This is a genomic window from Rhodococcus sp. BP-261 (genome assembly GCF_019835205.1).
Lineage (GTDB): Bacteria > Actinomycetota > Actinomycetes > Mycobacteriales > Mycobacteriaceae > Rhodococcoides > Rhodococcoides kyotonensis_B.
In genome coordinates this window covers 61783-76045 of sequence record NZ_JABUCO010000009.1, presented here as the reverse complement: position 1 = coordinate 76045, position 14263 = coordinate 61783, and the positions used below count along the sequence as shown (strand labels likewise).

Genomic DNA, 14263 nt, shown 5'->3' with positions numbered 1-14263 from the left:
ACAACGGGTGCAGAGACGAATGCGGATGGGATCGAGCACTATGACTGAAATCGCGGATCGGACGTCCACGGACCGTCCGGCCCCCACGGCCGGCCGTCGCAGCGCGCGGCTGCCCCGCGATGCGCGACGCGCACAACTCCTGGCGGCAGCGAGCGAGGTATTCGTGACCCGCGGCTATCACGCGTCGGGAATGGACGAGATCGCCGAGTGCGCGGGCGTCAGCAAGCCCGTCCTCTACCAGCATTTCCCCGGCAAGCTCGAGCTCTACCTCGCGGTCCTGCAGAGCTACGTCGACACGCTGATCTCCGGGGTCCGTCAGGCGCTGCGCTCGACGACGGACAACCGCAAGCGTGTCCGGGCGGCCGTACTCGCCTATTACGACTTCGTGGACACGGACTCCCAGGGCTTCCGTCTGGTCTTCGAGTCGGACCTCATGGGCGAACCTCAGGTCAGCGCACGCGTCGAACAGGCAACCGAAGCGTGCGTGGACGCGGTCTTCGACCTCGTCGCCCACGACTCCGGCCTCGATCCGTACCGAGCACGCGTACTGGCGGTCGGCCTCGTCGGCGCAAGCCAGTTCACGGCGCGCTACTGGCTCGAAGCGGACCGGCCCATCTCGAAAGAAGACGCAGTGGACACGACGGTCTCGCTGGCGTGGGGCGGTCTGTCGCACGTGCCGTTGCAGTCTCCGTAGTTCGACTCCGCCCGAGTACCCGCAGACGACCGAGGCCCCGTATCGATTCGATACGGGGCCTCGCGTTCGTCCACGACGTCTAGGTGGCGAATCCGACCTTGCGAGCGTCGGCGGGGCCGATCTCGACGTAGGCGACCTTCGAGGTGTGGATCAAAAACTTGCGGCCCTTCTCGTCGACGAGCGACAGCACGCCGTCCTTGCCCTCGAGCGCCGTGGCGACGAGCGCTTCGACCTCGTCGGGCGACTGAGCGCTGTTCACCACGAGCTCGCGAGAGCTTTCCGACACACCGATCTTGACCTCCACGGCCAACCTCCGAACTCCTAGAGAAACTTCAGCTGCTTCGCCCAGGCTAGTGCAGCCGGACCGACCCACGCGCGCGACGGGCACGTGCTGTCAGCGAACACGCGCACGGCCGCACGACGAGAGAACTCAGACGAGGCCGAGGACCTTCATGCGTTCGGCGTGCTGCTCCTGCATGCGGTCGAACAGCGCAGCCACGCCGTTCAGATCTCCCGACGCCGTGATGACGAGATCGGTCAGTTCCTCGCGCTGGGCCAGCACGTACTGCGCCTGGGTGATCGCTTCACCCAGCAACCGCCTGCCCCACAGCATCAGTCGCGCCTTGTCCTGCGAGCTGGCTTTCACTCGCGTCGAGACCTCGTGGACGACGAACTCCGAGTGTCCCGTTTCGGCGAGCACCTCACGGACCGTCGTCGCCACTGCCGGGTCGAGGGTATGCGCGATCTCGCGGTAGAAGTCGGCGGCCAACCCGTCGCCGACGTGCGCCTTGACCAGCGTTTCCATCCAGGTCGACGGGTTCGTCGAGGCGTGATACTCGTCCAGCGCGCGAACGTACGGGTCCATGGCGGTGTAGACGTCGATGCCGCGATCGGACAGCGCCTGCACGAGGGTCTCGAAGTGGTTCATCTCGGCGGCGGCCATGCTCGCGAGTGCGACGCGTCCCTGCATCGTGGGTGCCATGCGTGCGTCCTCTGCCAGACGGTAGAACGCCGAGATCTCGCCGTACGCCAGCACAGCCAGCAGCTCGGCGACACCGGGATGGTCGTACGCGATCCGAGGTTCGTCGGTATCGCTCCCGACCGTTGTCGACGGGTCGGTGGTCACGGCGTCTGGCGAGTGGGCTCCCATGACGGCAATCTTAAGGCTCGGACGCGCCCGTCACATGTGTCGTTCGGGCATGCGAAAGCTCACACCGTCCTGCCACGTCGACGCGATGGTCGGACGCCTCGATACCCGCTTCGCGGGCTCGGCAAGTTACCATGGTCATCGGATCGACGCGCGGACCGAAGACACGGACCGATTTTCACCGCGAAGATTCACGACAATGTGTGCGCACCCGCCCCGGGTCGCTCCGACTGCTTCGCCGATCGTGTGTCTATTTCCGACACGGCTGAGGCTCGCTGCGACATCACATCGGGACGAGGGCATCGACTTCGGCCGGCAATAGGCCTGTGCCCTTCTTCGTGCGTACGTGTGACCACGAGGAAGGCCAGAACCCTGAGCAAGATCATCGTCGACCAAGAAGCCGAGACCGGCGACACCACGTTGTCCGCACAACTCGACGACACACACGTTCCGCCCACGTTCGCCGAACTGGGAGTTCGCGACGACATCGTCCGCTCCTTGAAAGAGATCGGCATCGAGCGCACCTTCGCGATCCAGGAGTTGACGCTCCCGCTCGCGCTCGCAGGCGACGACCTCATCGGCCAGGCACGCACCGGCATGGGCAAGACGTTCGGATTCGGCGTGCCGTTGCTGCACCGCGTCGCGACCACCGACTCCGGTACGACGCCGCTGGACGGCACTCCCCGAGCTCTGGTCATCGTGCCGACGCGCGAGCTGTGCATCCAGGTCAGCGCCGACCTCGCCAACGCGTCGAAGCACCTGAAGTCGTCGAACGGGCCGGTGAAGATCCTGTCGATCTACGGCGGCAAGCCGTACGAGACGCAGATCAGCGCGCTGCAGAAGGGCGTCGACGTCGTCGTCGGCACGCCGGGACGACTCCTCGACCTCGCGAAGCAGGGCCACCTGATTCTCGGCAAGATCGGAGTCCTCGTACTCGACGAGGCCGACGAGATGCTGGACCTCGGCTTCCTACCCGACATCGAACGCATCCTCGGCATGGTCCCCGACGGACCGTCGGCGGGGTCGACCCACGCGGGCCGTCAGACGATGCTGTTCTCCGCCACGATGCCCGGCCCGATCATCACCCTGGCACGCACGTTCCTGACGCAGCCGACGCACATCCGCGCCGAAGAGGCCGAGTCGTCCGCCGTGCACGACCGCACCACCCAGCACATCTACCGCGCCCACGCTCTCGACAAGGTCGAGATGGTGTCCAAGGTCCTGCAGGCGAACGGCCGCGGCGCGACGATGATCTTCGTCCGCACCAAGCGCACCGCGCAGAAGGTCGCCGACGAGTTGCTCGAGCGTGGCTTCGCCGTCGGCGCCGTCCACGGAGACCTCGGCCAGATCCAGCGCGAGAAGGCACTGAAGAAGTTCCGGAGCGGCAGCATCGACGTGCTCGTCGCCACCGACGTCGCCGCGCGCGGTATCGACATCGACGACGTCACCCACGTCATCAACTACCAGTGCCCCGAGGACGAGAAGACCTACGTCCACCGCATCGGTCGCACCGGCCGCGCCGGACGCACCGGCATCGCGGTGACCCTCGTCGACTGGGACGACATCCCCCGCTGGCAGGCCATCGACAAGGCGCTCGACCTCGGCACGCCCGACCCGATCGAGACGTACTCGAGCTCGCCTCACCTCTTCGACGACCTCGACATCCCCACGGACGTCACCGGTTCGATCAAGAAGACGCCGGAACCGAAGGTCGAGGCGTCCGACGCAGGTACCGCCGAGAACGACGACGCAGCCGAATCGAAGCCGCGTCGTACCCGCAACCGGACGCGCACGAGGGCAGGCAAGCCCACTGCTCGCCGCGCGGACGCAGGCGAGACCGCCGACAACGGCTCGGAGAGCGCTCCCGCCGACGCCGGCACCGAGGCTGCCCCGCGACGACGCCGCCGTCGTCGCCGCTCCCCCGCGTCGGCCGCACCCGCGCAGACCGCGTCGGAGTAGTCTCTCTCTTCGTGCTGGCACCGGAACGTCGACGGCGATCGGATCTCGTCGCGGCGGCGGTGATCCTCGTCGTCGTGGTGCTCGGACTCGCCGTCGTCTGGCTCAGGAGCGACGCACACGGAACGACGGACACCGTCGCGACGTCGCCGCTCCCCCAGACCGACACCGCGACAGCGGTGCCGACGGCATTGACCGAGCTCTGGCGCGCCCAGAGTCCCGTCACCCGATCACCGATCGTCACCGGCGCCGCCGTCGTCACCGGGGACGGCGGCACCGTGGAGGGACACGACCCCGCCACGGGTGACGTCGCGTGGTCCTACGAGCGTGACCGAGCGTTGTGCGACGTGACCGATGCCTGGAACACGGCGGTCGCGATCTACTCCGACGATCGCGGTTGCTCACAGGTCACCGAGCTCGACGGTGCGACCGGCATGCGGAAGGCACAGCGCACCTCCGATGCCGACGCCGCAGTTCGGACCACCGACGACGGCACGTATCTGACCTCGCGGGGTGACACCCGCATGGAACTGTGGCGGTCGGATCTCGTGCGCACACTCGAGTACGGTCGCGTCGATGCTCCGGTCAATCCGAACTCCCAACCGCGCACCGGTTGCACATTGCTGTCGTCGGCGTCGAACTCCTCGCGAGTCGCAGTGCTCGAACGGTGCCCCGGCGAGGACGCCGCACGTCTGACGATGCTGAACCCGGCACCGAAGGATGCGCAGCAGCCGGAGGTATACGGCTCGTCCGTCGTCGCAGCGCTCACCGGCCCCGAGGGCGAGATCGACGGCGCCACCGTGTTGGTCGCGTCGGGAGACCGTGTTGCACTTGCCATTCCGGCGTCGCCAGGCGAGCCCGCGCGGGTCGCGATCTTCGACGGCACCGCGCAACAACTGTCCGAATTCGACCTGTCCGACGCCGTCGCGGGCCCGGGTGCGTTTCCGAACGACGACACCGTCGTCAAGGCAGCATCGGTGTTCGCGTGGTGGACCGGAACCGCCACGGTCGCGCTGGGACTCGGCGACCTGTCACCCGTCTGGTCGCTGCCGTCCGCGCTCGGCCCGGGAGCGGTCATGCCAGGCAAGCTTCTCGTGCCCGTTCCCGACGGCATCGCAGTACTGGACCCCGGCACCGGTTCGCCGGGCAGCACCATTCCGGTGGATCGGGCCGGCTACACGGGAATGGTCGGTATCGCGGTCGTCGGCGACGTCGTCGTCGAGCAACGCGGAGAGACCGTCGTCGCGCTGAGCGCCCCTCAGTCGCCCGCGGCCGGCGAATAGGTCTCGAGTTCCGACCCGTTCCAGTAGGCCAGCAGATTCGCGGCGAGTTCGCGATACGCCTGCGCGCCCTTGCTCTTCCGTCCCGACAGAACGGTCGCGCCCGACGCCGTGGCTTCGGCGAAACGGACCGTCCTCGGAATCGGCGGCGCCAGAACCGGCAGCGAGTACCGATCGGACACGTCACCGAGAATGTCACGGCTGTGCGTGGTGCGAGCATCGAACAGAGTAGGAAGAGCGCCGAGCAGAGCGAGGTCGGGATTGGTGATCTGCTGGACGTCCGACACGGTCCGCAACAGCTGGCCGACACCGCGATGGGCGAGCGTCTCGCACTGCAGCGGCACCAGAACCGAATGCGCAGCCGTCAAACCGTTCAGAGTGAGCACCCCGAGCGACGGCGGACAGTCGATCACGACGACGTCGAAATCGTCCTGCACCGACGCCAACGCCCGCTTCAGCGCGTACTCCCTCCCGGCTCGCATCAACAACAGCGCCTCCGCGCCCGCGAGGTCGATGGTGGCCGGCAGCAGGACGATGCCCTCGTCGGTCTCGACGACCGCGTCGGACAGCGGCGTGTCACCGGTGAGGACGTCGTGCACCGACGTCTCGAGCTTGTCCGGGTTGTGCCCCAACGAGAAGGTGAGACAGCCTTGGGGATCGAGGTCGATCACCAAGACCCGCTGATCGAGCGCGTGCAGTGCCGCCGCAAGTGATGCCACTGTCGTGGTCTTCGCGACGCCACCCTTCTGATTCGCAACCGCCAGTACAGTCGTCACAGCGTTAGATCCTCGCCTACATCGGCGCTGGTGGCCAGACAAGACGACCGTGGGCGCGTCGCACACCCTTCGAGTCCGGATGGTCGACGCGCCCACAGTGCAGATTCACGACGTGTCAGTGCATGATCACCGGTGCTGCCGAGTCTTTGCCCTCGGACGGGGTGACCTTCTTACGCGGCAGGAAGAACGCGGGGACGAACGTCAGAACGACCAGCACGAGTGCCACGGTGAACGTCGTCGCGAAACCGTCCGCCGAGATGCTCAGCGCCTCGACCGGCGATGTCGCCGACTCGACGCCCTTGAGCTGGTTGGTCAACACGACGGACATGACGGCCGTACCGATGGAACCGCACGTCTGCTGGACGATGTTCATCAGCGTCGATCCGCGAGCCACGCTGTGGTCGGTGAGCGTCTGCAGCGCCGCTGTCATGATCGGCATCATCGTCGAGCCGAGGCCCATGCCCATCACGAACAGCCCGCCGAGCAGCAGGACGTAGGACGTGTCCGGCCCGACCTGTGTGAACACGGCCATACCCGCGGTCACGAAGACCAGTCCGACGAGCACGATCTTTCCCGGGCCGATGCGGTCCGCAAGCGTGCCCGCGATCGGCATGGTCAGCATCGCGCCGAGGCCCTGCGGCGCAAGGAGCAGACCTGCTGCCAACGTGGTCTCGCCGCGAATCTGCAGGAAGTAGCTGGGGAACAACAGGCCGGCGCCCATGAACGCGGTGATGAAGAACAGCGTCGTGACGACTGCGATGGTGAGCGCACGGTTTCGGAACAGTCGCAGATCGATCAACGGGTGCTCGGTGCGCAGAGCATGGAAGACGAACAGCACGATGAGCACTGCACCGACGATGGCCGGGACGAGAACTCGCGTCGCGAACACCGTCTCGGTCTCGGGGATCGACGACACACCGAACAGGAACAGGGCGAGACCCGGCGACAGCATCAGCATGCCCAGGAAGTCGAACGACTCCGACGGTGTCGGTGCGTCCTGCGGCAGAATCACGACGGCGGCGATGAGCGCGACGATGCCGATCGGCACGTTGATCAGGAAGATCCAATGCCAGCTGGCCGCCTCGAGAAGCCAACCACCCAGGATCGGACCACTGATCGGGCCGAGCAGCATCGGCACGCCGAGGACGGCCATGACACGGCCGATGCGCTCCGGGCCCGCTGCACGCGTCATGATCGTCATACCGAGCGGCATCAGCATGCCGCCACCGAGACCCTGGAGCACGCGGAACACGATCAGCGACGTGATGTCCCACGCGAAACTGCACAGGACGGACCCGAGCACGAACAACACGAGCGCAGTGATGTAGAGACGCTTCGTTCCGAACCTGTCCGCAGCCCATCCGGTCAACGGAATGACCGTTGCGAGGGCGAGCGTGTAGCCCGTCATGGTCCACGCGACGGTCGCGTACGTCGCGTCGAACACGTCCATGAACGTCGGCACCGCGACACTGACGACGGTGACGTCGAGAATCGACATGATCGCGCCGAGCACGACGACGCCCGCGACCTTCAACACGGCCGAGTCGAGCTTCTCCGGCTCGGCTGCACCCGGTGGCGATGATCCTGGCTGCGTCATGGGCATCCGTCCTTCTTTTCTTCGCGAGCACGCCGTGCACGCGTCCACTGTGATTCGCGCGCCGCGACATCGAGCATCGGGCGACGAGACGATCGGTCGAACCGTCGGCTGCGTTGACGGGGTTCGAGACGTCCTCACCCGCGTGGAACGGGCGAGAGTGCACGCGTTCCGGCCGACGGGAGACAGTATCGCGTTATCGAGCCGACCACTCAATTCATTTAGCGACCGGATCGGGCCGGACGGCTGTGAGACCGGACACGACGTCCCGTTCGTCCGATTCGGTCGAGCCGGACGCGAAAGCCACAGTGCCGCACGGCACTATATGAGCATGAGCGCAACAGCCAGCGGTGACCACGGACGTGTCGTTCTGCTCCGGCACGGCGAGACCGAATGGGCGACGACCGGGCGTCACACCGGCACGACGGACGTCCCGCTCACGGCCGTCGGCGAGGAACAGGCGGTCGCGGCGGGCACGTTGCTCGGCGAACTCGACCTACGCGATCCGCTCGTGCTGAGCAGCCCACGCGAGCGTGCTCGGCGGACCGCGCAGCTGGCAGGCCTCGACATCGATCGACCGTGGGATGCACTGGCCGAGTGGGACTACGGCGACTACGAGGGCATGACCACGCCGGAGATCCGACAGAACGTGCCGCACTGGACGGTCTGGACCCATCCGTGCCCGAACGGCGAGACGATGGACGAAATCGGCACCCGCGCAGACCTCGTTCTGTCGGTGGCCCTGTCGGCTCTGCCGGAACGTGACGTCGTCCTCGTCGGGCACGGTCACTTCTCCCGAGCACTGCTCACCCGATGGACCGAACTACCCGTGTCCGAGGGCAAACGATTCGCCATGTCCCCCGCCGCGTACTCGGTTCTCGGATTCGAGCACTCGTACCGGCAGATCGCCGTCCACAACATTCACCCGTCCGTCCGGACCGGCAGGCGTGCGAGCTAGCTCTCGTCGTCGTCCTGGCCGTACTCGGCCGCCATCCATCTCGACGACGGCGGACTGAACAGCAGCACGAGAATCGACAGCACACCTGCACCGAGCAGCGCCCCGTACAGCGGCTGGTGTGAATCCGTCAACAGCGCCCACACGACGGGCAGCAGCAGCAACTGAACGACGAGCGCGATGGCACGCCCCCACCGCTTGCCCGCGATCAGCGCGACGCCGGCCGCGAGCACCGCAGCGCCGACGACCGCGAACCACCCGGCAGTTCCGTACCCGTTCGCCGTGGTCCGGTCCGACCCCTCGACGGCACGAACCACGTACACGACCGCGGCGACGAGCGCGACGATTCCCTCCACGGCGACGAGCACTCCCGCGGATCGAAACGTCACGGGGGGCACCTGAGGCAGCGAAGGCGTCGACACTCGGCCAGGATAAACGGCGCGTTCCTGCAGGCTCCACTCCTGCCCCTCATCCGGTCGTTCCTGCAGGCTCCACTCCTGCCCCTCATCCGGTCGTTCCTGCAGGCTCCACTCCTGCCCCTTTTCCGGTCGTTCCTGCAGGCTCCACTCCTGCCCCCCGATGCCGGTGCCGATAGGCTCGGTCCCCGTGCGCGCGCTCCTGATCGTCAACCCCAATGCGACCTCGACCACCCCCGCGGCTCGTGACCTCTTGGCACACGCGTTGTCGAGTCGTGTTCGCGTCACCGTCGCCCATACGACGCATCGCGACCACGCAGCCGAGCTGGCATCCCAGGCCCGTGACGACGGAATGGGTCTGGTGATCGTCCACGGCGGCGACGGAACCGTCAACGAAGTGGTCAACGGCATGCTCGGAGTTCCCCTCCCGGCGTCGATGAAATCGGTCACCATCGGTGCGATACCGCCGCTCGCCGTCGTCCCCGGGGGCAGCGCGAACGTGTTCGCCCGCTCGCTCGGCATTCCGTCGGATCCGGTGGCGGCCACGAACCAGTTGATCGACCTGTTGTCGGCACGGTCGAGGCGCACCATCGGACTCGGACATTGCGACAACCGCTGGTTCACGTTCAACGCTGGACTCGGCCTCGACGCGGACGTCTGCCGTGCGATCGATGCGAGCCGCAAGGACGGCAGGCCGGTGTCGCCGAGCCGATACGTCCGAGCGTCTGTGCGCGAGTTCTTTCGTAACAAGAATCACGAACCGACGCTGACCGTCGACATTCCGGGTCACGATTCGGTAACAGGAGTTCATTACGCTTTCGTTTCCAACTCGAGCCCGTGGACTTACCTCAGCGAACGGCCTGTGCACACCAACCCCGGCACCTCGTTCGAGACCGGACTCGGCCTGTTCGCGATGCGGACGACCAGGGTGTTCCCCAGCCTGAACGTGTCGAGACAGCTTCTGTCGGCCACGTCGGAACCCAAGTCCCGCAAGCTGTTTCGACACGACGACGTTCCTCGCGTCCGCATCACGTCGTCCAAACCGATCGGACTGCAGATGGACGGCGACTATCTCGGCGAGCGCACGGAAGCGGAATTCTTCTCCACACCGTCGGCGTTGGAAGTGGTGGCTCCGAGACCCCGGTGACACCTGCCCGATCGGGTAGTTACGTACCCGTAAGGCAGGGCTCGTCCCAACGCCTGAGGCCTGTCTTGCTGGGGAAATCTCAGCAGAATCACCTCCATCGGGGTACAAAGGAGCGCAGGAGGCTTAAGCGAGCCTAACAGAGTGAGCTTGACCACGGACGCACGGCTATCTCTTGACTTCCCCTAAGTTCGTGAAAGCATTCACAAGCAACAGTGCGGAAACATTCGATACGCACTCGTGAACTACAGAGAAACTATGGCGCTACGGCGCCCGGTAAGGAGCAGAGGATGGACTGGCGCCACAAGGCCATTTGTCGCGACGAAGACCCGGAACTCTTTTTCCCCGTGGGAAACAGCGGCCCGGCTCTCGCGCAGATCGCTGATGCCAAGGTCGTCTGCACGCGTTGCCCAGTCACCGCAGAGTGCCTCTCGTGGGCACTCGAGTCCGGCCAGGACGCAGGCGTGTGGGGTGGAATGAGCGAGGACGAGCGTCGCGCACTGAAGCGGCGTAATGCACGTACGCGTGCACGCAGCTCCGTCTAGCAACGGATTCCGACGCTCGCATCGGACGAGCTGATTCGGAGAAAGAACCCGGCTCAGGGGGAGCCGGGTTCTTCTGCGTTCGGGGGCCACGTCCGTCGGGTCGGCAGGATGCCCGCCCCGCGTGGCGGGCGCGTCAGGGAGTGCGGGGGCGGCGACCGAGCGGAACACGAAGGGACGCATCGGTTCCCCCGCCCTGCGCGGGATGGAGGCCGAGAGAGCCGTTCAGTTCGACGGACACCAACGTTCGGACGATCTGAAGACCGAGCCCTTCGGACCGCTCGAGCGAGAAGCCGGTAGGCAAGCCCTGCCCGTCGTCGTGGATGACGACGTCGAGCCACCTGGCCGACCGGTCGGCGGTGATCAGCACCGTTCCTGCGGTACCTGCCTCGAAACCGTGCTCCATCGCGTTCTGCACGAGCTCGGTCAACACCATCACCAACGGCGTCGCGCGTTCGGCGGAGAAGACGCCCAGCTTGCCTGTCCGCTTCACCCGAACTCGCGGATCGACGGTGCCCACGTCGAGCATGATCGGGACGAGGCGGTCGACGATCTCGTCGAGATCGACCTCTTCGTCCACCGACATGGACAGCATCTCGTGGACGACGGCGATCGACGTGACGCGTCGGACCGACTCGCTCAGTGCGACCCGAGCCTCCTCGTTCTCGGTGCGACGCGACTGCAGCCGCAGCAGCGCGGCGACGGTCTGCAGGTTGTTCTTCACCCGGTGATGGATCTCCCGGATGGTCGCGTCCTTGCTGAGCAGCGCCCGGTCCCGACGCTTCACCTCGGTGACGTCGCGCACGAGGACGATTGCCCCGACCGAGCGGCCGTGAGGTCGCAGCGACAGCGTTCTGATCAACACCGTGGCGCCGCGTGCGTCGACTTCCATCCGGTGGCCGACGCTCGCCGTCGGAGTCGCCCGAATGTGGTCGGCGGCTTCCTGCGAGTCGAACGGATCGGTGATCAGCGAACGCGTCACCGACGCCAGGTCACGGCCCGACAGTTCCGTCGACAAACCCATTCGGTGATATGCAGACAGCGCATTCGGGCTCGCGTAGACGACGCGTCCCTCGGTGTCGAGACGGATGAAGCCGTCACCTGCGCGAGGCGACGAATTGACGTCCGTGCGCTCGACCGGCGTCGGGAACGTGCCGTCGCCGATCATGCGGCACAGATCGTCCGCGCTGTCGCGGTAGGCGATCTCGAGCGCGCTGGGTGGACGCTGCTGCGTGGGATTCACGTCGCGGGTCAGCACGGCGATGACGTGTTCGCCGCATCGAACGGGCACGCTGTCCGACCCCGCGACCTCGCCGCGGACGATCTCGCGGCTCACGAGAGAGTCGATGACCGTCGGATGCTGGGATTCGGATACGACGGCGCCGACCATGTCCTCGGTGAACGCCGTCGGGGCGGTGGTCGGCCTGCACTGTGCCACACACAGCACCTTGGCGCCGGGCGCGCCCTCGACGTCGTCGGTGCCGACCCACAGCAACAGGTCGGCGAAGGACAGGTCGGCGAGCAGTTGCCACTCCCCGACCACCCGCTGCAGATGGTCGACGGCTTCACCCGGCAGATCGGTGTGCTCGGCCAGCAGGTCGCTCAGCGTGGACACGGTGTCGGCTTCGGATGTGTCAGGCCACGACGGCGATGAGGTCACCCTGCTGGATGACGTCACCGACCTCGACGCCGATCGTCGTGACCGTTCCCGACGTCTCGGCCAGCACCGGAATCTCCATCTTCATCGATTCGAGGACGACGAGGGTGTCCCCGACCGCGACCGTGTCGCCCTCGGCTACGACGATCTGAAAGACGGTCGACACCATCTCTGCGCGCACGTCCTCGGCCATGACTCTCCCTCTCGTTCGTCGCGCTCCACGGCACCCGCGGACGCACACCCGATCACACGTGAAAGACTGTAGTGAATCTACGAGAGGAGCTACACATGGGTAAGCGTGGACGTAAGAAGCGCAGCCGCAAGGGCAACGCAGCAAACCACGGCAAGCGTCCCAACAGCTGACGCGAGCGCCGAGACACGAAAGGCCGGGAAGCACATGGCTTCCCGGCCTTTCTCGTGTTCGTCGGTCCTCTACTCGCTCTCGGACTGCTTGATCAGCACGGTCCGACGGATCTCGATGCTCAGGCGTTCGCGGAGCCCGGACGGCGCCTGCTCACCGCCGCACTTACGCCCGATCAGGCTCTTGACCTTCTCCTCGATCCCGTACGCGGCCAAGCACGACCCGCACTCGTCGAGGTGACGCTTCAGGCGGTGCTTGGTGCCTTCGTCGCATTCGTTGTCCAGCATGAGCCACACGTCGGCGATGACTGCGGAGCAGTCCAACTTCTCGAACTCGCTGTTCGCCGCGTCGGCGTCCGGTGTCCTGTCCGCATCCGATGTCACCGCGAAACCTCCTGCTCGTGCACGTCCACCGCTCCGCCTCGATTGAATCCGCGCTCACGGGCCACGCCTGCGAGCAGACCTCTGAGTTGCTTGCGGCCTCTGTGCAACCGCGACATCACCGTTCCGATGGGCGTGCCCATGATCTCGGCGATCTCCTTGTACGGGAATCCCTCGACGTCGGCGTAGTACACCGCCATCCGGAACTCTTCGGGAAGCGATTGCAGCGCTTCCTTGATGTCGTCGTCGGGCAACGAGTCGAGCGCCTCGACCTCGGCCGAACGCAGTCCCGTCGACGAGTGTTCGGCGGTCGCGGCCAACTGCCAATCGGTGATCTCGTCCGTCGGGTACTGCGCAGGTTGCCGCTGTTTCTTCCGGTACGAGTTGATGTAGGTGTTGGTCAGAATTCGGTACAGCCAGGCCTTGAGGTTCGTGCCCTCGCGGAACGACCGGAACGCGGAATAGGCCTTGATGTAGGTCTCTTGGACCAGGTCCTCCGCGTCGGCCGGACTTCTCGTCATCCGCAGTGCGGCACCGTACAACTGGTCCAGCATCGGGAGCGCATCACGTTCGAAGCGTTCCGTCAGTTCGGTCTCCGATTCAGCCGCCGCCTGAGCTGTGCGCTCGACTTCCTCCACGCTGATCCCTTCGGTAGCCATGTCCTTCCAGGCTACCGCGGGCGATGTCAGGTCCTTCACGTAGATCGCGCTGCCGTCGGTGGCAGCGCGGACGGGGCGCTCGGTCGTCGATACAGCCACAGCGTCTCCCTTCCTGCTCGTTCGGTACTCGAACCACAAGAACATCGCGACAGCCCCGCCTGTTCCCGGGTCTGTCGAACGAACCCCCGTCGATACAGTGACGCCATGTCCGCAGCGTCCACACCAGCGATCGCCGTCCTTCGCAAGCAGAAGGTCGTTCACGAGGTACACACCTACGATCACGACCCGCGATCGGAGTCGTACGGAACCGAGGCCGCCGACGTCCTCGGCGCCCGGCTGGGCGTCGGCAAGGCCCAGATCTTCAAGACCCTGGTGATCAGAAAACACGACGGGGCCCTGGCTGTCGCCGTCCTCCCCGTCACGACGACTCTTTCCCTGAAAGCCGCCGCCGCAGCTCTCGGCGCGCGCAAGGCCGCGATGGCCGAACGCGCCGAAGCGGAGCGTTCCACCGGCTACGTGTTCGGTGGGATCTCGCCCCTCGGCCAGAAGCGAGCGCTGGCGACCGTCGTCGACGAGTCCGCGCTCGGGTGGGACCGGGTGCTCTGCAGCGGCGGGCGTCGTGGACTCGAGATCGAGCTCGATCCTCACGACCTGGTGCGACTCACTCACGCCGTGACGGCGCCCATCGGGGCGGGCTGAAGC

At 66.2% G+C, this 14263-nt stretch carries 17 protein-coding genes; 8 read left to right on the top strand and 9 right to left on the bottom strand.

What is annotated here, in order from left to right; all coding sequences use genetic code 11:
* Positions 1 to 40 precede the first annotated feature (40 nt).
* On the top strand, positions 41 to 694 hold the full coding sequence (locus tag HQ354_RS12625) for a TetR/AcrR family transcriptional regulator (RefSeq protein ID WP_114331570.1): 654 nt from the start codon (positions 41 to 43) through the stop codon (positions 692 to 694).
* Between the two features lie 79 nt (positions 695 to 773).
* Here HQ354_RS12625 and HQ354_RS12620 read toward each other — a convergent pair whose 3' ends face one another.
* Both HQ354_RS12620 and HQ354_RS12615 read right to left on the bottom strand, forming a co-directional pair.
* Positions 774 to 998 (bottom strand): DUF3107 domain-containing protein, encoded by a 225-nt coding sequence (locus tag HQ354_RS12620; protein WP_068421457.1) that lies wholly within the window; start codon positions 996 to 998, stop codon positions 774 to 776.
* A 126-nt stretch (positions 999 to 1124) separates the two neighbouring features.
* Positions 1125 to 1844, bottom strand: coding sequence for a ferritin-like fold-containing protein (locus tag HQ354_RS12615; RefSeq protein ID WP_068421460.1), 720 nt, complete (start codon positions 1842 to 1844; stop codon positions 1125 to 1127).
* A 345-nt stretch (positions 1845 to 2189) separates the two neighbouring features.
* Here HQ354_RS12615 and HQ354_RS12610 point away from each other — a divergent pair, with 345 nt between their 5' ends.
* Positions 2190 to 3800: a DEAD/DEAH box helicase gene (locus HQ354_RS12610; protein WP_222634774.1), complete on the top strand. Its 1611-nt coding sequence runs from the start codon at positions 2190 to 2192 to the stop codon at positions 3798 to 3800.
* A gap of 11 nt (positions 3801 to 3811) precedes the next feature.
* Positions 3812 to 5080, top strand: coding sequence for a hypothetical protein (locus HQ354_RS12605; protein ID WP_222634775.1), 1269 nt, complete (start codon positions 3812 to 3814; stop codon positions 5078 to 5080).
* Here HQ354_RS12605 and HQ354_RS12600 read toward each other — a convergent pair.
* Positions 5056 to 5853, bottom strand: a complete 798-nt coding sequence (locus HQ354_RS12600; RefSeq protein WP_068421465.1) for a ParA family protein — start codon at positions 5851 to 5853, stop codon at positions 5056 to 5058. The genes HQ354_RS12605 and HQ354_RS12600 overlap by 25 nt on opposite strands.
* A gap of 115 nt (positions 5854 to 5968) precedes the next feature.
* Complete coding sequence (locus HQ354_RS12595) at positions 5969 to 7450, bottom strand: DHA2 family efflux MFS transporter permease subunit (protein WP_068421628.1); 1482 nt, start codon at positions 7448 to 7450, stop codon at positions 5969 to 5971.
* Between the two features lie 328 nt (positions 7451 to 7778).
* Between HQ354_RS12595 and HQ354_RS12590 the strand changes: the two genes are divergently transcribed.
* The gene (locus HQ354_RS12590) at positions 7779 to 8405 is read left to right on the top strand and encodes an acid phosphatase (protein ID WP_068421629.1); all 627 of its coding nucleotides are present in this window, start codon (positions 7779 to 7781) and stop codon (positions 8403 to 8405) included.
* Here HQ354_RS12590 and HQ354_RS12585 read toward each other — a convergent pair.
* Positions 8402 to 8824 carry a hypothetical protein gene (locus HQ354_RS12585; protein ID WP_068421469.1) on the bottom strand — a complete coding sequence of 141 codons (423 nt, stop codon included), beginning with the start codon at positions 8822 to 8824 and terminating at the stop codon, positions 8402 to 8404. The two genes, HQ354_RS12590 and HQ354_RS12585, sit on opposite strands and share 4 nt — an antisense overlap.
* 184 nt (positions 8825 to 9008) lie before the next feature.
* Between HQ354_RS12585 and HQ354_RS12580 the strand changes: the two genes are divergently transcribed.
* Together HQ354_RS12580 and HQ354_RS12575 are read left to right on the top strand one after the other, a co-directional pair.
* Positions 9009 to 9965: a diacylglycerol kinase family protein gene (locus HQ354_RS12580; protein ID WP_222634776.1), complete on the top strand. Its 957-nt coding sequence runs from the start codon at positions 9009 to 9011 to the stop codon at positions 9963 to 9965.
* A 287-nt stretch (positions 9966 to 10252) separates the two neighbouring features.
* The gene (locus HQ354_RS12575; RefSeq protein ID WP_026347946.1) at positions 10253 to 10507 is read left to right on the top strand and encodes a WhiB family transcriptional regulator; all 255 of its coding nucleotides are present in this window, start codon (positions 10253 to 10255) and stop codon (positions 10505 to 10507) included.
* 133 nt (positions 10508 to 10640) lie between these two features.
* On the opposite strand, the gene HQ354_RS12570 is transcribed toward HQ354_RS12575, so the two are convergent.
* Both HQ354_RS12570 and HQ354_RS12565 read right to left on the bottom strand, forming a co-directional pair.
* Entirely contained in the window at positions 10641 to 12119 is a 1479-nt protein-coding gene (locus HQ354_RS12570) for a sensor histidine kinase (protein ID WP_222634777.1), read from the bottom strand.
* 19 nt (positions 12120 to 12138) lie between these two features.
* Positions 12139 to 12354, bottom strand: coding sequence for a biotin/lipoyl-binding carrier protein (locus HQ354_RS12565; protein ID WP_068421475.1), 216 nt, complete (start codon positions 12352 to 12354; stop codon positions 12139 to 12141).
* Positions 12355 to 12449: 95 nt separating this feature from the next.
* Between HQ354_RS12565 and HQ354_RS26015 the strand changes: the two genes are divergently transcribed.
* Positions 12450 to 12524 carry a 50S ribosomal protein bL37 gene (locus HQ354_RS26015; protein ID WP_110293457.1) on the top strand — a complete coding sequence of 25 codons (75 nt, stop codon included), beginning with the start codon at positions 12450 to 12452 and terminating at the stop codon, positions 12522 to 12524.
* Between the two features lie 69 nt (positions 12525 to 12593).
* Here the strand turns inward: HQ354_RS26015 and rsrA are convergent, their stop codons facing one another.
* Together rsrA and HQ354_RS12555 are read right to left on the bottom strand one after the other, a co-directional pair.
* Complete coding sequence (rsrA, locus tag HQ354_RS12560; RefSeq protein WP_114331574.1) at positions 12594 to 12905, bottom strand: mycothiol system anti-sigma-R factor; 312 nt, start codon at positions 12903 to 12905, stop codon at positions 12594 to 12596.
* On the bottom strand, positions 12902 to 13561 hold the full coding sequence (locus tag HQ354_RS12555; RefSeq protein ID WP_222634800.1) for a sigma-70 family RNA polymerase sigma factor: 660 nt from the start codon (positions 13559 to 13561) through the stop codon (positions 12902 to 12904). The genes rsrA and HQ354_RS12555 overlap by 4 nt, the downstream gene beginning before the upstream one ends.
* 204 nt (positions 13562 to 13765) lie before the next feature.
* Between HQ354_RS12555 and ybaK the strand changes: the two genes are divergently transcribed.
* On the top strand, positions 13766 to 14260 hold the full coding sequence (ybaK, locus tag HQ354_RS12550; protein ID WP_222634778.1) for a Cys-tRNA(Pro) deacylase: 495 nt from the start codon (positions 13766 to 13768) through the stop codon (positions 14258 to 14260).
* Positions 14261 to 14263 lie beyond the last annotated feature (3 nt).